The organism is Pseudomonas furukawaii (assembly GCF_002355475.1).
Classification (GTDB): domain Bacteria; phylum Pseudomonadota; class Gammaproteobacteria; order Pseudomonadales; family Pseudomonadaceae; genus Metapseudomonas; species Metapseudomonas furukawaii.
Map to the genome: position 1 here is coordinate 5,654,966 of NZ_AP014862.1, position 19,721 is coordinate 5,674,686.

Annotated in this window: 17 protein-coding genes, 1 pseudogene and 1 riboswitch; of the genes and pseudogenes, 10 read left to right on the top strand and 8 right to left on the bottom strand. The window is 65.5% G+C overall.

What is annotated here, in order from left to right; translation table 11 throughout:
- Positions 1-10 precede the first annotated feature (10 nt).
- Positions 11-117: riboswitch (TPP riboswitch) on the bottom strand.
- A 217-nt stretch (positions 118-334) separates the two neighbouring features.
- Together KF707C_RS26265 and KF707C_RS26270 are read left to right on the top strand one after the other, a co-directional pair.
- Positions 335-1,777 carry a TolC family outer membrane protein gene (locus KF707C_RS26265; protein WP_003453077.1) on the top strand — a complete coding sequence of 481 codons (1,443 nt, stop codon included), beginning with the start codon at positions 335-337 and terminating at the stop codon, positions 1,775-1,777.
- 76 nt (positions 1,778-1,853) lie between these two features.
- On the top strand, positions 1,854-2,474 hold the full coding sequence (locus KF707C_RS26270) for a cupin domain-containing protein (RefSeq protein ID WP_394296133.1): 621 nt from the start codon (positions 1,854-1,856) through the stop codon (positions 2,472-2,474).
- Positions 2,475-2,477: 3 nt separating this feature from the next.
- Here the strand turns inward: KF707C_RS26270 and waaA are convergent, their stop codons facing one another.
- Positions 2,478-3,743, bottom strand: coding sequence for a lipid IV(A) 3-deoxy-D-manno-octulosonic acid transferase (gene waaA / locus KF707C_RS26275; RefSeq protein ID WP_003453081.1), 1,266 nt, complete (start codon positions 3,741-3,743; stop codon positions 2,478-2,480).
- A 69-nt stretch (positions 3,744-3,812) separates the two neighbouring features.
- A complete protein-coding gene (locus KF707C_RS26280; RefSeq protein ID WP_003453083.1) occupies positions 3,813-4,697 on the bottom strand; it encodes a LysR family transcriptional regulator in 885 nt (294 codons plus the stop codon).
- Positions 4,698-4,789: 92 nt separating this feature from the next.
- On the opposite strand from KF707C_RS26280, the gene KF707C_RS26285 reads away from it, so the two are divergent.
- The 6 genes from KF707C_RS26285 to KF707C_RS26310 all read left to right on the top strand — a co-directional run bounded on the left by KF707C_RS26285 (position 4,790) and on the right by KF707C_RS26310 (position 11,018).
- Positions 4,790-5,122, top strand: a complete 333-nt coding sequence (locus tag KF707C_RS26285) for a DMT family transporter (protein WP_003453086.1) — start codon at positions 4,790-4,792, stop codon at positions 5,120-5,122.
- A gap of 73 nt (positions 5,123-5,195) precedes the next feature.
- Positions 5,196-6,371, top strand: coding sequence for an NAD(P)/FAD-dependent oxidoreductase (locus tag KF707C_RS26290; RefSeq protein WP_003453087.1), 1,176 nt, complete (start codon positions 5,196-5,198; stop codon positions 6,369-6,371).
- Positions 6,368-7,177 carry an aldo/keto reductase gene (locus KF707C_RS26295; RefSeq protein ID WP_003453089.1) on the top strand — a complete coding sequence of 270 codons (810 nt, stop codon included), beginning with the start codon at positions 6,368-6,370 and terminating at the stop codon, positions 7,175-7,177. Before KF707C_RS26290 ends, KF707C_RS26295 begins: the two co-directional genes overlap by 4 nt.
- 19 nt (positions 7,178-7,196) lie before the next feature.
- Positions 7,197-8,105, top strand: coding sequence for a hypothetical protein (locus tag KF707C_RS26300; RefSeq protein ID WP_003453092.1), 909 nt, complete (start codon positions 7,197-7,199; stop codon positions 8,103-8,105).
- 65 nt (positions 8,106-8,170) lie between these two features.
- Positions 8,171-9,715, top strand: a complete 1,545-nt coding sequence (locus KF707C_RS26305; protein ID WP_003453094.1) for an MBOAT family O-acyltransferase — start codon at positions 8,171-8,173, stop codon at positions 9,713-9,715.
- A gap of 7 nt (positions 9,716-9,722) precedes the next feature.
- A complete protein-coding gene (locus KF707C_RS26310) occupies positions 9,723-11,018 on the top strand; it encodes a hypothetical protein (protein ID WP_003453096.1) in 1,296 nt (431 codons plus the stop codon).
- Between the two features lie 5 nt (positions 11,019-11,023).
- Here the strand turns inward: KF707C_RS26310 and KF707C_RS26315 are convergent.
- The 6 genes and pseudogenes from KF707C_RS26315 to msbA all read right to left on the bottom strand — a co-directional run.
- A pseudogene (locus tag KF707C_RS26315) lies at positions 11,024-11,164 on the bottom strand (acyl-CoA dehydrogenase family protein); the annotation flags it as partial.
- 289 nt (positions 11,165-11,453) lie between these two features.
- Positions 11,454-12,101, bottom strand: coding sequence for an acyltransferase (locus tag KF707C_RS26320; protein ID WP_003453098.1), 648 nt, complete (start codon positions 12,099-12,101; stop codon positions 11,454-11,456).
- A gap of 9 nt (positions 12,102-12,110) precedes the next feature.
- Complete coding sequence (gene hldE, locus KF707C_RS26325; RefSeq protein WP_003453101.1) at positions 12,111-13,535, bottom strand: bifunctional D-glycero-beta-D-manno-heptose-7-phosphate kinase/D-glycero-beta-D-manno-heptose 1-phosphate adenylyltransferase HldE; 1,425 nt, start codon at positions 13,533-13,535, stop codon at positions 12,111-12,113.
- 45 nt (positions 13,536-13,580) lie between these two features.
- The gene (locus tag KF707C_RS26330; protein WP_003453103.1) at positions 13,581-15,017 is read right to left on the bottom strand and encodes a PIG-L deacetylase family protein; all 1,437 of its coding nucleotides are present in this window, start codon (positions 15,015-15,017) and stop codon (positions 13,581-13,583) included.
- A 4-nt stretch (positions 15,018-15,021) separates the two neighbouring features.
- The gene (locus KF707C_RS26335; protein WP_036993202.1) at positions 15,022-15,918 is read right to left on the bottom strand and encodes a GNAT family N-acetyltransferase; all 897 of its coding nucleotides are present in this window, start codon (positions 15,916-15,918) and stop codon (positions 15,022-15,024) included.
- Between the two features lie 58 nt (positions 15,919-15,976).
- Complete coding sequence (gene msbA / locus KF707C_RS26340; RefSeq protein ID WP_003453110.1) at positions 15,977-17,785, bottom strand: lipid A export permease/ATP-binding protein MsbA; 1,809 nt, start codon at positions 17,783-17,785, stop codon at positions 15,977-15,979.
- 108 nt (positions 17,786-17,893) lie between these two features.
- Between msbA and KF707C_RS29865 the strand changes: the two genes are divergently transcribed.
- Positions 17,894-19,072, top strand: coding sequence for an O-antigen ligase family protein (locus KF707C_RS29865; RefSeq protein ID WP_003453112.1), 1,179 nt, complete (start codon positions 17,894-17,896; stop codon positions 19,070-19,072).
- A complete protein-coding gene (locus KF707C_RS29870; RefSeq protein WP_003453114.1) occupies positions 19,069-19,719 on the top strand; it encodes a BUD32 family EKC/KEOPS complex subunit in 651 nt (216 codons plus the stop codon). Before KF707C_RS29865 ends, KF707C_RS29870 begins: the two co-directional genes overlap by 4 nt.
- Positions 19,720-19,721 lie beyond the last annotated feature (2 nt).

A 19,721-nucleotide genomic window follows, 5' to 3' on the forward strand; every position in this document is an offset into this window, starting at 1 on the left:
GAACGGGACTTGGGAGGCACATCTTGTTCCCTACGCAGGCCTTAACCTGATCAGGTTCAACGGGATCCGGAACTCTCCGATCTCAGCCTCCGATTCGAGGCACCCCGACAAGAACCCGCGCAGTCTAAACAAGCTCGACGAAGAAAACCAACCCGGCGGTCAGATTGACGTGACCATCCCGTCGGAAAATGACGATATCTTCGTTCGCAAAAGGATTGTTGCAGGCAGGCAACATAGCTTGACGCAAACTACACTGAGGCCGCCGGCCGGGCGTCTTGACCCGCCACCGGCCGCCCCGTAGCCTTGCCCGACACCCCAGAATCCAGGATGAATCATGCTGCGCAGACTCTCGCTGGCCATCGCCGTGGCATCCGCCTTTGCCGGAACCGCCTGGGCCGAAGATGCCCCCCTGTCAGCCAAGACGGACCTTGTCACCGTCTACAAGGACGCTGTCGATAACAACGCCGACCTCGCCGCCGCCCGCGCCAACTTCGAGGCGCAACGCGAGGCCGTGCCCCAGGCCCGCGCCGGCCTGCTGCCCCAGATCAATGGCGGCGCCACGGCCACCGATACCCGCACCAAGCTGGACGAGCCCTCCTCCACAAGCTCCCGTAGCGGCATCGCCTACCAGGCGACCCTGAGCCAGCCGATCTTCCGCGCCGACCGCTGGTTCCAGCTCAAGGCCGCCGAGTCCAGCACAGAGCAGGCCGCCCTGGAGTTCTCCGCGACCCAGCAGGACCTGATCCTGCAGACCGCCGAGACCTACTTCGCCGTCCTCCGCGCCCAGGACAACCTGGCCTCGACCAAGGCCGAGGAAGCGGCGTTCAAGCGCCAGCTGGACCAGGCTAACGAGCGCTTCGACGTGGGGCTCTCGGACAAGACCGACGTACTGGAAGCCCAGGCTGGCTATGACACCGCCCGCGCCAACCGGATGATCGCCGAACGCAATGTGGAAGATGCCTTCCAGGCCCTGGTGACCCTCACCAACCGCGAATACGCCTCCCTCGAAGGCATCCTCCACACCCTGCCGGTGGTGGTGCCCGCGCCCAATGACGCCAAGGCCTGGGTGGACACCGCCGCCCAGCAGAACCTCAACCTGCAGGCCGCCAACCACGCCGTGGACGCCGCCGAGGAGACCCTGCGCCAGCGCAAGGCCGGGCACGCCCCGACCCTGGATGCCGTGGCCAGCTACCAGAAGGGCGACAACGACAGCCTGGGCTTCTCCAACAGCGTCAACAACGCAGGCCCGTCCTTCGGTAGCGACGTGGAGCAGCGCAGCATCGGCCTGGAGCTGAACATCCCGATCTACAGCGGCGGGCTGACCAGCTCCCAGGTGCGCGAGTCCTACCAGCGCCTGAACCAGACCGAGCAGCAGCGCGAAAGCCTGCGCCGCAACGTGGTGCAGAACACCCGCAACTTCCACCGCGCGGTGAATACCGACGTCGAGCAGGTGAAGGCCCGCAAGCAGTCGATCATCTCCAACCAGAGCGCCCTGGAAGCCACCGAGATCGGCTACCAGGTGGGCACCCGCAACATCGTCGACGTGCTGGACGCCCAGCGCCAGCTGTACAGCTCGGTGCGGGACTACAACAACGCCCGCTACGACTACATCCTCGACAACCTCCGCCTGAAGCAGGCGGCCGGCACCCTGAGCCCGGCGGACCTGGAGGCCCTGGCCGGCTTCCTCAAGCCGGACTACGACCCGGACAAGGACTTCCTCCCGCCGGACCTGGCCAAGGCGGCGGAAGCCAGCCTGCGCGGCAACTCGGACTACTGAGTCCCGCACCGAAGAAGCCCGGCACCGCCGGGCTTCCTCGTTTCCGCCTCCGTGCCAGGCGGCATGCTGCCGTACAATGCCCCGCCCCGAAGAACCGGAGAGATGCATGAGCCCCAGCCTGCCGTCGCCCAACGCCAATGCCGAAAGCCAGTTCCTCGGCACGCGCATCCGCGCGCTGCGCAAGCGCCGGGGCCTGACGCTCACCGCACTGGCCGAGCAGAGCGCCCTGACCGCCGGCTACATCAGCCAGCTGGAGCGCAACCTCGCCTATCCGTCGATTCCCGCTCTGTTCAACATCGCCCGCAGCCTGGGCGTCACCATCCAGTGGTTCTTCGCCAGCGAAGCCCCGGTGAACGAAGCCGATCGCGGCTACGTGGTGCGGCGCAGCGCCCGCACCAGCCTGAACTACGAGGACGGCATCATCGACGAGTTGCTGAGCCCGCAACCCTTGCGACAGCTGGAAATGCTCCACTCGCGCTTCCCGCCCGGAACCTACAGCGAAGAAAGCTACAGCCACGAAGGGGAAGAGGCCGGCTATGTGCTCAGCGGTGAATTCGAGCTCTGGGTCGGCGATCGCCACTTCCACCTGAAGGAAGGCGACAGCTTCGCCTTCTCCAGCCGGGAGCCCCACCGCTATGGTAATCCCGGGGACCAGGATGCGCTGATTCTCTGGGTGATCACCCCGCCGACGTTCTGAGGCTCAGAGCCGTCGCGCAATCCCGCCCAGCAACCGCTCCAGCGCCCCCTGGTTGGCCCTGAGCACCGACAGGCCCGCGTCGCGCATGGCGCCGGCCCGAGCCGGCGCACGCCAGAGCCCATCCACCTGGGCGACCAGCGCATCGGCGCCGTCCACTTCGACCAGCGCCCCCGCCTCGCGCAACTGCGTGGCGATTTCGAGGAAATTGAACAGGTGTGGGCCAGAGAGCACCGGCTTGCCCAGGGCCGCCGGCTCCAGCAGGTTGTGACCGCCGTTGGGCACCAGGCTGCCGCCGACGAAGGCGATGTCGGCCAGGGCATAGAGGAACAGCAACTCGCCCATGGTGTCGCCCACCAGTACCTGGGTCCCGGCCGCCACCGGCTCGCCCGTGGATCGGCGCTGGCTGGCGAAGCCCTCCTTGCGGCTCAGTTCGAAGACCGAGTTGAAGCGTTCCGGGTGGCGCGGCACCAGGATCAACAGGGCATCCGAATGATTCGCCAACAGGGCCCGATGAGCCGCGAGGATCACCTCGTCCTCGCCCGCGTGGGTGCTCGCGGCGATCCACACCGGACGCCGCGACGCGCCCCACTGGCCACGCAACTCGGCGGCACGCGGGGGCAGCTCCGGATCGATGTGCAGGTCGTACTTGATGGAGCCGGTCACCGCGACCCGCTCGGCGCGGGCACCCAACTGGCGGAAGCGCCCGGCCTCGGCCTCGGTCTGCACCGCGATCCAGTCCAGTTCCGCCAGCATGGGCGCGGTGAGCCGTGCGAAGCGCGCGTACCCCCGGGCCGAACGCTCGGACAATCGGGCATTGGCCAGCACCACGGGGATGCGGCGCCGGGCACACTGATGGATATGGTTGGGCCAGAGTTCGGTTTCCATGATGATCCCCAGCTTCGGCCGCACCCGGTCGAGGAAACGCGCCGCCGCCCAGGGCAGGTCGTAGGGCAGGTAGCAGTGCTGCACCCGGTCGCCGAACAGCGCCTGGATGCGCTCGGAGCCGGTGGGGGTCATGCAGGTCAGGGTGATGGGCAGGTCCGGGTAGCGCGCCATCAGGGCACGAACCAGGGGCGCGGCGGCGATGCTCTCCCCCACCGATACGGCGTGGATCCAGATGCCACCGGACTTGAGCGGGGGCAACCCCAGGGCGAAGCGCTCGCCGACGCGTTTGGCGTAGGCCGGCGCTCGCCAGGCGCGCCAGGCCAGGCGCAGGCCCACCAGGGGCAGGCCGAGGTGGAACAGCAGGGTATAGAGGGTGCGGTTCATGGAGGTGCCAGTCGTCCGGACAGGGGGCGGATGATAACCGACTCCGCCGCCAACCCCATGCCCGGGCAGTCAGCCGATGGCCTGCAGGTGCTCCGCCAGCTTCTCCGCCAGCCACAATGCCGCCGGCCCCAGGGCCTCGTCCCGCCGGCACACCAGCTCCACCACCAGGGAAGGCGGCGTCCAGTCGCTGCGCAACTCCACCAGCTGCCCCTGGTAAGCCGGGTATTGCGCGACATGCCGGGGCAACCAGGCCCAACCCAGCCCCCGCATCACCAGCTCGGCCATGACGTAGAAGCTGTCGGCGCGCCAGACCTGCGGCCCCAGTTGCTCGCCACCGGGGTAGTGGCTGTCCTGGGGGGCCATGAGGATCTGCCGATGACGCACCAGCTCACGACGATCCGCATAGGGTCGCGCGGCGAGGACATGCCCGGCGCCGCACACGGTGACCATCTCGATGGTCCCGAGGCGCTGGCGCTCCAGGGCATCGGGCATGTGCTCATGGTGGAACAGCAGGCCGAGATCGGCGCGTCGCTCCAGCAGCTTGCGCGCCACGTCGCCCTGGGCGCTGCTGGCCAGTCGAACCTCCAGCAGCGGGAATGCCTTGCCCAGAGCCTCCAGGCTCGCCAGCACCGGCTGATAGGGCATGGCCTCGTCCTGAGCCAGGCGCAGCAGCGCTTCCTCGCCCTTGGCCAGGCCCAGGGCGCGTCCATCGAGGCGCTGGCACTGGCGAAGCACCTCCCGCGCCTCCTCCAGCAGCGCCACCCCCGCCGCCGTCAGTCGCGGCTGACGCCCGCTGCTGCGATCGAACAGGGCGACACCCAGGTCCTCCTCCAGCAGGGCGATGCTGCTGCTCACCGCCGACTGGGCGCGTCGCAGGCCACGCGCCACCGCAGAGAACGACTGCCCCTCGGCCACGGCGACGAAAAGACGAATCTGCTCGAGACTCCACTGCATGACGGCCCAACCTATCTCCAATACAGATGGGTAATGACTTTATCCCATCGGTGTACGCCTTAGAATTCGCCCATCTGACAGGAGGCCCGACCATGACCGGCTACATCTACCTCGCCATCGCCATCGCCGCCGAAGTGATCGCCACCACCTCGATGAAGGCCATCGACGGCTTCAACAAACCCCTGCCCCTGATCCTGGTGATCGGCGGCTACACCCTCGCCTTCTGGATGCTGACCATGGTGGTCAAGAGCATTCCGGTGGGCATCGCCTACGCCATCTGGGCGGGGCTCGGCATCGTGCTGGTGAGCATTGCGGCCCTGGTGCTCTACCAGCAGAAGCTGGACGCGCCCGCCGTGGTGGGGATGGGCATGATCGTCTCGGGCGTGGTGGTGATCCAGCTGTTCTCCAGCAGCACGGGGCACTGAGCGCGCACTGCGCGTCGGCACTACCTCAGGGGCGCTATACTGCGCCCCTGTTTTTTTCAGGCAGGCGTCTCCCATGGCCGAACCCCTTTCCACCGATGTCCTCATCCTGGGCGGCGGCATCGCCGGCCTCTGGCTCAATGCCCGCCTGCGTCAGCAGGGTTTCTCCACCCTGCTGGTGGAGAGCGCCAGCCTGGGCGGCGCGCAGAGCGTGAAGTCCCAGGGCATCATCCACGGGGGTGCCAAGTACGCCCTGCACGGCGCCCTGACCGGTGCCTCCGAAGCCATCGCCGACATGCCCCGCCGCTGGCGCGAGGCCGTGGCCGGAACCGGCGAACTCGACCTCTCCGGCGTCCGGCTGCTCTCCCCCGCCCATTACCTCTGGTCCCCCGGCAGCCTGTTCGGCAATGTCACCAGCTTCTTCGCCAGCAAGGCCATGCGCGGGCGCGTCGACCCGGTCAGCGGTAGCGAGCTGCCACCGGCGCTGCAGCACCCGAAGTTCAAGGGCAAGGTCTACCGCCTGGCCGAACTGGTGCTGGACGTGCCCAGCGTGATCGCCCGATTGGCGGAGCTCGGCGGCGACAGCCTGGTGGCAGCGCGTGAGGTGGAGCCGCTGCGCGAGGGCGAGGCCCTGGTAGGCCTGCGCCTGGATGGCCGGGAGGTCCGGGCCCAGCGCATCGTGCTCAGCGCGGGTGCCGGCAATGAAGACCTGCTGCAGCGCATGGGTATCCGGCAGCCGGCCATGCAGCGACGTCCGTTGCACATGGTGATGGTCAAGGCCCCGGGCCTGAAACCGCTCTACGCCCATTGCCTGGGCGGCGGTCCCAAACCCCGTGTCACCGTTACCAGCCATCCGGCGGCCGATGGCCAGTGGGTCTGGTACCTGGGCGGTGATCTCGCCGAAGCCGACGGCGTGGCCCGCAACGAGGCCGAACAGATCGCCGTCGCCGAGCAGGAATTGCGCCAGTTGCTGCCCTGGATCGATTTCACCGGCGCCCAATGGGCCACGCTGCGTGTGGACCGCGCCGAGCCGGCGCAATCCGGCCTGGTGCGCCCGGACAATGCCTTCCTGGCCGAAGCAGGCAACCTGCTGGTGGGATGGCCGACCAAGCTGGCCCTGGCCCCGGACTTCGCCGACCGCGTGCTGGCCTGCCTGGCCCGGGACGGCATCCAGCCGGGCGAACATGCGCCGCTCCCGCCGCTGCCCCGTCCCCCCGTCGCACAACCGGCCTGGGAGGCATTGCTGGGATGAGCAGCCTGCACGCGCACCATCGCCCGCTGGGCGACACCGGCCTGATGGTTTCCCCCCTCGGCCTCGGCACGGTCAAGCTCGGCCGTGACCAGGGCGTGAAGTACCCGGCCGGTTTCACCATTCCCGACGATGCCGAGGCCCGCCGGTTGCTGGCCCTGGCCCGCGATCTGGGGATCAACCTGATCGACACCGCCCCGGCCTATGGCCGCAGCGAGGAACGCCTCGGCCCGCTGCTGCGCGGCCAGCGCCAGGACTGGGTGATCGTCAGCAAGGTGGGCGAAGAGTTCGAGGCCGGCCAGTCCCGTTTCGACTTCAGCCCGGCCCATGCACGCCGGTCCGTCGAGCGCAGCCTCGAACGCCTGGAAACCGACTTCATCGATCTCCTGCTGGTTCACTCCGACGGCAACGACCTGGCCATCCTGCAGGACAGCGGCGTCTACGAGACCCTCGCCGAGCTCAAGCGGGCCGGAAAGATCCGCGGCTTCGGCCTCTCCGGCAAGACCGTGGAGGGCGGCCTGCTCGCCCTTGAGCGGGGTGACTGCGCCATGGTCACCTACAACCTCAACGAGCAGGGCGAGAAGCCGGTGCTCGACTACGCGCTGCAACATGGCAAGGGCATCCTGATCAAGAAAGGGCTGGCCAGCGGTCATGCCTGCCTGGGCGCCGGCATCGACCCCGTGCGCGCCAGCTTCGAACTGATCTTCGGTCACCCCGGGGTGACCAGCGCGATAATCGGGACGATCAACCCGCTGCATCTGTCCCATAATGTCGCGACGGCCGTGGCCGTCATCGAGGGCACCCCCTGACGAAGCAGAAGGAGTCGACATGCCGCGTATCCTCGCCCGCAAGGACCCCAGTGCGTTCAAGACACTCCCGTTGTATGTCGAAGCCAGCGCCGATGCCCTGAGCTACCAGAGTCTGGGACGGCCGCTGAACTTCAGCCAGATGCTGGAACGCCGGAAACCGGTGCAGGTGAACGACAGCCGGCGCTTCGCGGTAGAGCTGGCGAATCTCGGCGTGTCGGTGCGGCTGACCCTCAATCTGCTCGGACAAGACTATTGGCTGCTGGTCCGCCAGCAGCGCCAGGACCGCGGCGACACAGTGCTCAAGCTGATCTCCGGCTACGTCCCCGCCCACGAACTGAACCTGCCGCTGCTCACCGCCATTCAGGAAGTGGCGGAGGAATGCCTGATCGAGACGCCGGAAGGCTGGCTCGCCGGACGCTTCGCCGACACCTGGCTGCCCACCCCTTACCAGCGTGAACTGCGCTACCGGGAAGCCGCGCACTTCCGCCTGAGCCCCCTTTCCGGCGCTGCACGCCCGGTGCGGAGCGGCAGCCTGACGCTGCTGGAGCGCCCGGATGCCTATGTCCATTTGCCCACGGCCTCCCTGCAACTGGTCTATGACCTGCGCCTGGAAATGCCCAGGGACAACCACCCGATCAGCCTCTTCCATGTCGACGAAGTGCTGGAGGACGGCAAGTTGATCGCGCGACTGGACCGCCGCCGCCCGGACATCTTCCTGCTCCCCCTGCACCAGGGCCTGCCCACGGGCGACCTGCTGACCTTGCGCAATGGCGAATTCAGGACCGCCAGCACCCGGGGCGTCTGGCTGTCGGAGAGCTTCGCCGAGCGCGAGGGCTGGCTGGTGCACGAAGAACGGGTGCGCTGGCGGGACTGGGTGGGAAAGTGCGGACACCGGCGCCGTATGTCGGGTAGCCGACTGGCCTGCTAGCACTCTGACATTTCTTGTAAGAAAACGAATAGAATCCGGCGCCTTTCATCTGCAGGGACGCCCGGATGCTATTCAACTCCTACACATTCGTATTCCTGTTCCTTCCCATCTGCCTGCTCGGCTACTACGTCCTGGTCGGCCGCCGGCTGCTGGAGCCAGCCCTGACCTGGCTGGTGCTCTGCTCGCTGTTCTTCTACGGCTGGTGGAACCCGGTCTACATCGCGCTCCTGGTGGCTTCGACGCTGAGCAACTTCCTGCTAGGCCGACTGATCAGCCGTCAACAGGACTGGCGCACCCCCCTGCTGGCGTTCGGTATCGCCGCCAACCTGGGGGTTCTCGGCTACTACAAGTACTGCGACTTCTTCATCGGTACCCTCAACAGCCTCAGCGGCAGCGACTTCAACCTGCTGCACATCGTGCTGCCCCTCGGCATCTCCTTCATAACCTTTCAGAAGATCGCCTTCCTGGTGGATGCCTACAAGGGCAAGACCCACGAGTACAACCTCCTGCACTTCTGCCTGTTCGTCACCTTCTTCCCGCAGCTACTGGCCGGTCCGATTGTCCATCACCGCGAGCTGATTCCTCAGTTCGTGCGCCTGGAGAACCTGGAGAAACTCTCGTCCAACCTGGGTATCGGACTCAGCATCTTCATGGTGGGGCTGTTCAAGAAGACCGTGCTGGCCGACGGCGCCGCGGCCCATGCCAACCCGGTCTTCGATGCCGCCGCCAGCGGCACAGCCCTGACCCTGCTGGAGGCCTGGGGCGGCTCACTGGCCTACAGCCTGCAGCTCTACTTCGACTTCTCTGGCTATTCGGACATGGCCATCGGTCTGGCTCGCATGTTCGGCGTCATCCTGCCGCTGAACTTCTTCTCGCCCTACCGGGCGCGCAACATCTCTGATTTCTGGCGGCGCTGGCATATCACCCTGTCGCGCTTCCTGCGTGACTACCTGTACATCCCTCTGGGCGGCAATCGCAGCGGCGAGGCCCGGCGGCTGGTCAACCTGATGATCACCATGCTGCTGGGTGGCCTCTGGCACGGCGCCGCCTGGACCTTCGTGGTCTGGGGCGGGCTGCACGGCGCCTACCTGGTCATCCACCGACTCTGGGAGCGCCTGACGGCGCCCCTGCAGCGCTTCGCACTCTGGCGCCTGGGCTTCACCCCATTCGCCTACCTGCTCACCTTCCTCAGCGTCATAGTCGCCTGGGTGTTCTTCCGCGCCAGCAACTTCGATGCCGCCTGGAGCATTCTCCAGGGAATGGCCGGGCTCAACGGCATCAGCCTGCACCCCGACAGCGCAGGCCTCGCCGAACGCCTGCGCGAGCTGGGCCTGTCGGTGGATGTGAGCCTCTATGCCACCCGTCTGGTCGGCAAGGACACCCTGAACTGGGTCATCGCCCTGCTGCTCATCGCCACCTGCCTGCCCAACACAGCACAGGTGTTCTCCAGGATCACGCCGGCACTGGACGAGTACGGACGTCCCGAACGCTACCTGGGCCGCCTGCGCTGGAGCCCGTCGCCACAGTGGGCGCTGATCGTCGCCTTCCTAGGACTCGCGGGCATCCTCTACATGAGCCAGGTCAGCGAATTCATCTACTTCCAGTTCTGAGGCCGAGATGCGCTCCTATACACGCCTTCTGCTGCTGCTCAGCACCCTGCTCCTCGTGGGCAATACACTGCTGGTACTGTTCGCCGACCCCTTGAACCTGTTCGGCCTGGCCCGCCTTCCCGGGGTCAACGCCTTCAAGAACACCTACAGCGACTACACCCGTATCGCCAAGCCGATTCAGGTGGAGTGGACGGCACCCCAGCGTCTTGCACTCGGCTCGTCACGCGCGGAACTGGGTCTGCGCACGAGCAACGAAGCGTGGGCGCAGGCCTACCCGGGAACCGGGTTCAATGCGGCCCTGAGCGGGGCCAGTATTGGCGAGCTGCACGACAGCCTGGCCCATGCCATCCACACCGCCAAGCCACGCAGCGTCGTCCTGGGCATCGACTTTTTCATGTTCAGCGCCGGCAAGCCCACCCGCTATGCCTACCCCCAATTGCTGGCAGGAAAGGACGATGGCCCGATCCAGTCCGCCAACCGTCGACTCGAACAGCTGAGGCTGGCCCTGTTCAGCCCGGCGATGACTCGCGCCAGTATCCGCACCCTGCGCAAGCAGAAGCCGATCGATGACGAGTTCCACCTCGACGGCCAGCGCAACAACCAGAGGGAGCTGCTCAAGCTGAGAGAGGACGGCTACGAGCGCGCCTTCGTGCGCTTCGAGGAAGGCTTCGCCCACAGCACATGGACGGCCTGCCAGGACAACAGGTTCAGCTATGGAGTGGCTTCTGGAAACACACTGGCGCGCTATCAGGACCTGTTGCGCATGGCGCGCGACGCGGATATCGACCTGAAGATCTTCATTTCACCAGTCCACGCACGCCTGCTGGAAACCCTGGATGCCACGGAGCTCTGGCCGGCCTTCGAGCGGTGGAAGCGCGACATCGTCGCCGCGACCGAGCACGTCAATGCAGAAGTACCCGCCGGACGCAGGCTGGAAGTGGTGGATTTCAGCGGCTACCACAGATACAGCATGGAACCCCTGCCGTTGGCGCCGAACGAGGAAATGCACTGGTACCTCGATTCGTCCCACTACCATGAGCGACTGGGGGATCAGATGCTTCAGCAACTTTTCACAGGACTTACCGGCGAAGACGGCCAGTTCGGCGTCGCCCTGGACGGAACAGTCCTGGACGCACACCTGGCCCGAATCCGCAGCGCCCAAACGGCCTACCGCGAAGCGCATCCCGGCCAGCAGCAGCGCCTGCGAGCGCGAGCCCAGGAGCAGCTGGAACAGCGACGCCGCTCCGGGGAACGCTGCCTGGCGCCCGGAAATCTGGAAGATCAGGCGCCAGTCACTTCCTGACGGCGTCACCGCAATCCGCTGGGACTCTTGCCGAGCAGGCACCGTGCGATGATCAACAGCCGGATCTGCTGGACGCCCTCGAAGATGTCGAGGATCTTCAGATCCCACGCCCACTTTTCCAGCAGCTCATCCTCGCCATACCCCAGCCCGCGTCATCAACTCGCGAGTCCGGTCCAGCGCCATCCGGCGCCAGAGCAGAGGCCCCAACAAGGAACAATGCAGGTCCCGCCTCCTGGAAGCCACCGGCTGCAAGCCCCTGCAGACCAGGCACTGTTTGCCGTCGAACGCACCACCCCCCCTGCGACGACGGGCGTGGGCCTGCATACGGGGACATCGCGCTCCTGGGAGGTTGAGGGCGCCGGAAGATGGGTGTCGTCGCCCCGTTCGCCCATGTCCGAGTCGAAGCGAGTGGTTCGCCCTGCAGCCAACGAACCGTCAGAGCTTGGCGCGATCCCAGCGAATACCCTGTTTGACGATGCGTGCCGGAACGCCGGCCACCACGCAGTTGCCCTCGCCAAACGCGCGACTGACAACGGAGCATGCGCCGACCACCGACTCTGGAAGCAGCACGGTGCCCTTCAGCACCTGCACGTCACGCCCGATCCAGACACGGTCGCCAATGGTGATCGGCCGGGAGGGATTGAGGCGCTCGCCACTGTGCATGTCGAGGATGGAGTGCTTGTCACCGGTACGGATCAGGATATCGGTGGACAGCATGCAATCACGACCGATGTCGATGCTGGCCGCCTCGTCCACCAGCAGGTAGGCCCCCTCCACAGTGGTGTCCTCGCCGATGCGAATATGCTGCCCACGGGTATCGCGCAGGTAGATCTTGCCTGAGCTGAAACGTACACGGGGGCCGATCTCGATCAGGTTGTCCTGGCCATCCAGGCGAATCTCGCAGTGACTCAGCTGGACACCCTCGCCGATCACGAGTCGATTGTTGCGACCACCCAGCTTGATGGTGACCTTCTTCATCCCCCGCTGCGCGCAGCGGGGCAGAGTCAGGTCATTGCCGGGCTTGATGCGCAGGCGGTTCTTGTAGGCCAGATTTCGCAGGAACAGGTAGACAGGCTCGAACATGCGGCGGACTCAGGACCGATCGAGAATCTTGTTGACGATGGCGGTGGTGGAGCTGTTCTCCACCAGCCCCAGCACCCTCACCTCGCCGCCGTAGGCACGAACGATATCGGCCCCGACCACCTGGTCGATGCCATAGTCCCCGCCCTTCACCAGTACATCGGGCTTGACCTCTGCGAGCAGGCGCTCGGGGGTGTCTTCGGTGAAATTGACCACCCAATCCACCGCACCCAGCCCCGCCAGGACTGCCATGCGCCGTTCAACGCTGTTGATCGGACGCCCCGGGCCTTTGAGGCGGCTGACGGATGCGTCGTCGTTGATCGCGACCACCAGGCGATCGCCCTGGGCGCGGGCCTGTTCCAGGTAGGTCACGTGGCCGGCATGGAGAATATCGAAGCAGCCGTTGGTGAACACGATCTTCTCGCCGTGAGCGCGTGCATCCTCGATGGCCAGCAGCAGCTGGTCCAGGCTCAGGACGCCGCGCTCGGACCCCTGCTCGCGCTGCACCGCGCGGCGCAGTTCAGGCGCGCTGATGGCCGCCGTACCCAGTTTGCCGACCACGATTCCCGCAGCCAGATTGGCCAGGGCCACTGCCTGGGGCAGGTCCTCGCCAGCCGCGAGGGACGCGGCCAGCGTCGAAATGACCGTATCGCCGGCGCCCGTGACATCGAACACTTCACGGGCCCGGGCCGGCAGATGCAGGGGCGGATGCTCGGGTCGCAGCAGGGTCATGCCGTGCTCGCCCCGGGTCACCAGGAGGGCGCCGAGTTCCAGCTCCCGCATCAACTGCGCCCCCTTGGCCACCAGTTCGGCTTCGTCGGTGCAACGACCGACGATGGCTTCGAACTCGCTGAGGTTTGGGGTGATCAGGCTGGCGCCACGGTAGATGCTGAAATCCTTGCCTTTGGGGTCGGCCAGCACGGGTACGCCTTGACGGCGTGCGGCCTGGATCAACACCTGGTGATTCTTCAGCGCTCCCTTGCCGTAATCGGAAAGCACCAGCACGCTGGCCTTGGGGAGGAGCCGCTCCACATCGGCGGCCAACGCCTCGGCGTCGGTGGCGAACGCCTCTTCGAAATCCATCCGCAGCAATTGCTGGTGGCGGCTCATGACCCGCAGCTTGACGATGGTGGGCTGCTCGTCGATGCGCTGGAAATGCACATCCACACCCGCAGCGTTGAGGCTGTCGGAAAGGCTGTCGGCCGCTTCGTCCACACCGGTGATGCCCACCAGCATGGCCGGGGCACCCAGGGCGGCGATGTTCAGCGCGACGTTGGCGGCTCCGCCGGGACGGTCCTCGATCTGATCCACCTTGACCACGGGCACCGGGGCTTCGGGGGAAATGCGCGAGGTACCGCCATGCCAGTAGCGGTCAAGCATGACGTCGCCGACCACCAGAACGGGGGCTTGATCGAATCGGGGCATGGACAGCTTCATGGGGTCTCCGGGCGTCAAAAACGGCGCGGATCATAACATAGCAGCTCAGTCGGCCCGAGGCTCCCGATCGGACTCCGGACGCACCCAGAACAACTCATGACGACGCACGGCCTTGCGGAAGAAGTCGTCCTGGCCGACGTCTGGCCAGCGTCGCCCGGCCAGTACCCACTGGATGATCCGACGCAGGCGCTTCTTGAGTGGAAGCGGGGTCTGCAGGTCATGCTGCATGGCAAGCGCCTGTACCTTGTCCAACCGGACCGAGTCCTCCAGCACGGGGCTCCACAGCCCGTCCGCAGGCAATGCCTCGAGCCTCGGCGGCAGGGCGATGCCACCGCCCGCCGGCCCCATCGGCCAACGATCGTTGTCGTACAGGTGGTTGGCGTAGAGCAACCGCACCGCCGGTCTCCAGCCACTGCGCCCGATTGCCTCGTCGAGGGCCCGGCTCGCCTGGATATGGTCGGGGTGCGGGTCCAGTTCGGGATGGGGCAAGACCACCACCTCGGGCCTGAAACGCCTGAGCAGGGCGGCAAGGTCGCCCACCAGGTTGTTCCAGCTGGGCACGCCATTCAGGTCGCCGGGCAAGGCCAGGGGGTTGAAACGACGCACGGTGCGGATATCCGTCTCGCCTGATTCCAGGGAACCAAAGGCCCGCTCCGGCTCGGCGGCCATGGAGGCCAGCTGCAGGCAGTAGTACCCGAGCTGCACGCAGCGACTGGCCGGCACGCCGCCCCAAAGCGGCACCGCCAGGCTACTCCAGCTGCGCAGGCGACCTTTCAGGCGCGCTGCGGCGGCCCTGTCGAGGCCCATGCGGCAGTAGCTCCGAGCTTCGATCTCCCCCTGGGTCAGGGTCACGATGCTGGCTTCCCTGGCACGGCTATAAAGCCCGAAGGCGGCAAGCTCGGCGTCGTCCGCATGGGGCGCGATCACCATCAGGCGTCGAGCGGCATAATCCGGATTGCGGAAGGCATAGAGCCGAACCTCGGGGGCCAGTCGACAAAAGCGCCCCCGCAATCCAAGCCGTCCTTCACGAACCGCGGGAGCCAGGCCGGACAGGTTCAGGTAGCGAAGCCCCTCCAGGCTGCGCTCGAAATCCTGTCGATCGAGGCACTGGCCATCGTCGACCAGGACATGCGGGTCGAGCCAGCGCCCCACCCAGGAACCACGAACCCGCACCTCCAGGAACAGGGTATCGGCATCGGCGGGCAATGCGTCGTCCGCCAGCACGAGTCGCCCGCTCTCCAGGACGCCCGGCAGGACTATCACACCCTCGGGGAAGCGGTAACGGTAGTCCGCCCGAGGGGAATAGAAGAGGTGGTCGGCGAACCAGGCCTCATGGGCGATCCAGGCCAGCAGGAGCAGCACCGGCAGGCTGTTCCAGCCCGCGAACCAGTCCAGCGCGACCAGGACCGGAAGCGCCACCACCATGACCAGACGTTTGTTGCGCCGATGACGGCGCAGCAAGCGCTGTTTGCGTGTTTCCATTCACTTACACCCGAAATGCGGCAACCCGGTTGCACCAACGATCCTTGTATTCACGATCAGCCCGGCCGAAGGAGTAGCGCAATGCCTTGTTTCTTAAACGTGCGTCTTCCCACGCCGCTTGGGTATTGAGGAAGCTGAGAACGCTGCCTGGGCTCAGATGGTGCGCGGCAGGGTCGACCCCACCATTGACGTACTCGTAACTGATCCAGCCCGGAGACTCGGCCCTGTAGAGCACCTGAACGGCGATGGGCGCACCGCCCAACAGGAGCACGGAACCGCTGAGGAACGCCCGCAGGAGACCGAATACCTCCTCGAGATGCCCTTTCCCTGGCACCTCGAACCCCCAGCGCCGCTCGAACAGTTCGGTGTAGATGTCGGCAAATTCGGTCGGGCTGTAGTCCGAGACCGGACGCACCTCACCACCGGCCTCCTCGAACAGACGAAGCTCGCGACGCTGGTTGTAGCGGAACTTCTTCGACCACTCCTCCGGAGCACGAGCCAGCGCCAACTGTTCCTTCTGCTGGCGCAAGCCACTGAAGCCGGTGCGGTTCAATTCGGAGAGGTAGCCCACCTCATGACGCAGGGGGGCACCCGCGCCCGGTGCCACCGGAAGGATGACCTCGGCATTACCCAGGTCGAACAGGTTTCGCTGGCCACATCGCTTCAGCGCGCGCCTGGACAAGGCCAGGTGGCGTCCCCAAGCAGGAATGGCCGCCTGAAGCTCGCCACGGGCGGGGTAGCCAAGGTAACGCACTGGAATCCCGGCCAACGCGGACAGCCGCTCGACCACCTGGGGATGGGTGATGACACTGCCGCCGAAGCGGTCCCATGCAGCCTGGTAGGCCGCCGCATCCAGCGGTCGCCAACCCTGCTCACGATAAAACCGGAAACTCTTGAACACATCCTTACCTTGTCGGGCACAGGCCCGGTGCATCCTTGTACCAGGGGTGGCGCCTGGCTCAGCTCGCCTGGTGCTGAGCCTCCTCGGTGAACTGGTTGGCATGCAGGCGGGCGTAGTAGCCATTCAGGGCCAGCAATTCGCTGTGAGTGCCACGCTCGACGATCCGCCCCTGGTCCATCACCAGGATCAGATCGGCCTTCTCGATGGTGGACAATCGGTGAGCGATCACCAGGGTCGTGCGACCGGTCATGACGCGGTCCAGTGCAGCCTGGATATGCCGCTCGGACTCGGTATCCAGGGCGGAAGTGGCCTCGTCCAGCACCAGCACCGGTGCGTTCTTCAGCAGCGCCCGGGCAATCGCCAGACGCTGGCGCTGGCCGCCGGAGAGCAGCACGCCGTTCTCCCCCACTTCGGTATCGAAGCCCCGGGGCAGCTTGTCGACGAACTCCCGGGCGTACGCCGCCTCGGCCGCCCGCTCGATGTCCTCGCGCGGCGCTCCGGCCAGATCGCCGTAGGCGATGTTGTTGGCCACCGAGTCATTGAACAGGGTCACCTGCTGGGTCACCAGGGCGATGTGGCGACGGAGGTTGCGCAGGCGATAGTCCTCGATGTCGACGCCATCCAGCAGGATGTCACCCTGCTCATGGTGGTAGAAACGGGGTATCAGGTTGGCCAGGGTGGACTTGCCGCTCCCCGAGCGCCCCACCAGTGCGACCATCTGGCCCGGCTCGGCCACGAAACTCACATCCTGCAGTACGGGCTTTTCGGTTCCGGGGTACTGGAAGCTGAGGTTACGCACCTCCAGCCGACCCTCGGTGCGCTCACGCTCGACGGTGCCCCTATCCACCTCGGGCGCCTCGTCCAGTTGCTCGAAGATGCTTTCGGCGCCTGCCACACCGCGCTGCACAGTGGAGCTGACCTCGGACAGTTGGCGAATCGGCTTGGGCAGCAAGCCCGCCGCCGTGATATAGGCCACCAGGTCCCCCGCACTGGCATCGCCGCGAAGGAAGAGGACCAGGAACATCAACGCAGCCATGCCCGTGTAGATGACCAACTGCAGCATCGGGGTATAGACCGCCGAGGTCTTGGTCATGCGCAATTGCTTGTGGGTATTGTCCTCGCTGGCGCGCTTGAAACGGTCGGACTCGTAGGGCTCGCCGCCAAAGCTGCGTACCACTCGATACCCCTGGATGGTTTCGGACGCCACATGGGTAACGTCCCCCATGGCGACCTGGATCTTCTTGCTCTGCTTGCGGAACTTGCGACTGGCGCTGCTGACCATCAGCGCGATCAGCGGCAGGATGGCCACCATCACCAGGGTCAGCTTCCAGTTCATCCACAGGAGGTAGCCGAACAGGAAGATCACCGTCAGCCCTTCGCGGATCACCACCTTGATGGCATCGGTGGCCGCGCCGGTGACCATGGTCACGTTGAAGGTGATTCGGGAAATCAGGTGACCGGAGTTGTGGTTGTCGAAATAGCGATTGGGCAGGGACAGCAGGCTGTCGAACAACGCGAGGCGAAGGTCGTGCACCAGGCCAAGGGAAACCTTGGCCAGGAAATAGTTGCCCAGATAGGAACCCAGCCCCTGCCACGCGGCGATCAGGATGATGAGCAACGGAACCGCCTGCAGGAGCTTCAGGTGTTCCAGGTAGGGAACATCGGGAAACAGGACGGCATCCGGATTACTGAGCCCATCCACGAAGTACTTGAGGATGCCCGCCAGCATCGGCTGGGTGGAGGCGAAGATGATGTAGCCGACGATGCTGATCAGAAAAAAGCCGACATAGGGTCGGACATAACCCAGCAGGCGGAAGTAGATCTTCAGGCTGGAAGGGCGGGAGACTTCGGAGTGCTGCTCGGACATGCGCTTGCGCTTCAGACGTAGCCGAAAAGGCGCTGGATCTTAGCACAGGGCAAGGTCGTTCCAGTAAAATGCGCGCTTTAACCGACCGGAACACTCCACTTGAACAACATGGTACTGCCGGCCTCCAGATTGGAGAGGGTCCACCGATTCATTGCGTGCCGCTGGCTGCCCTTCGGCTTTCTGGTATTGCTTACCGGCCTGTTCTGGGTGATGGAACGCAGCCAGTACAGCAAATCCTTCTACCTCCTGACCGTGCTACCTGCACTGATAGCGGCGATCCTGCGCCCGGCGGTGCTCCGGCAACTGCTCCGCGAACCCGTGGTCCTCGCTTTCCTGGCGCTGTCGGCCTGGGTGCTGCTGAGCCTGATCTGGACCGCCAGTGACGACAGCCCGGGTTCGTTGGCCAAACGGCCGCTGTATGTCTTCATGCTGTTCCTCTCCTGCGCCGTGATGGCCAGCCAGGACACCCGACTGCTGCCCACCGCCCTGCGCATCGCGGCCATCGTCGCCAGCGTTGCGGCTGTCGCCTGCCTGGTGCAGTTCTATCTCCAGCCACCCGCCTGGAAGCGCCTGATCGGCACCGGCGGGCTGCTCAACCCGCTGCTCACTTCGCACCTGCTGGGGTTCTTCTGCGCTTACTGGATGGCCGCCTGGGTGACGCACCAGGAGCGCAAGCACTGGCTCCCCTTCCTGGCCCTGATCCCGCTGGCCGCCGCCACCCTGGCAACCGGCTCGCGCACCCCACTGATGGCACTGGTGGCCTGCATGGCCTGGTTGGCACTGCTGACCAATGGCCGCCGCACGGTGATCGCCGTCGCATTGCTGGGAGTCGCCGGTGTCGGTCTCGCCATCCTGTTGCCGGAGTCGATTCTCCAGCGCGGACTCTCCTACCGTCCCCAGATCTGGCAAGCGGCCCTCGAGCAGGCCAACGGCTTCTTCTGGCTGGGCCACGGCTATGGCAGCGAGTTCCAGTTCCGCATTGCAGAAATACCGGGAGTCTGGTCGGACCCCCACAACGTGCAGATCGCGGTACTGCTCGAACTCGGCCTCGTCGGACTGGCGCTGTGGGTGCTGATGTACGGGCTCACCCTCTGGCGAAGCCTGAGCCTCAGGGAGCAGCCCGGCGTCAAGGTTTCCTCATGCCTGGTCATCTACGGGCTGGCAGCGGGGATGACCGAGGGCAGCAACTTCCTCTCCAGGCCCAATGAGAACTGGTTCCTGATCTGGATACCACTGGCCATCCTGATCGGCCTGTCGCTGCAGCAGCGCTCCAGGGGATTGGCATGAAGGTGCTGTCCAACCAAGCGCTGGCCTCCCTGCTGGAGGGCGCCGAAATCATCGAGGCGGATGCCTTCGGGATCAAGGTCGCGCGCCTTGAGGACGGTACCTTCCTCAAGCTGTATCGACGCAAGCGCCTGCTTTCATCGGCCCTCTGGTCGCCCCCGGCGAAGCGATTCGCCGACAATGCCAGGACACTCAATTCGCTGGGCGTGCCCGCCCCGGAAATACTGGAAACGATTCGGGTTCCGGAGCGCCAGCTCAATGGCGTGCGCTATCAGCCGCTGCCCGGCGATACCTTGCGCGGACTCTGGAGAAGATCGCTCCCTGAAGTCACCTCGCTGGAAGTCGAAGCCTTTGGCAGGCTACTGGGCGAACTTCACGGAAAAGGCGTATATTTTCGCTCCTTGCATCTGGGCAACGTGATCAAGATGCCCAGTGGGCAATTCGGCCTGATCGACCTCTCCGACATGCACATCAGTGGACATCCATTGAGCGACTGGAAACGTCGGAGAAATATTCGCCACATGTTGCGATATGCCGAGGATGCCCAGTGGCTGGCACGGCTGTACAAGGACGATCTGCTGCGAGGGTATGCGGATCGGGCAGGCAAGGCTGCCGCAAGGATGCTGGCACGAGAAATAGACGCCCAATAACC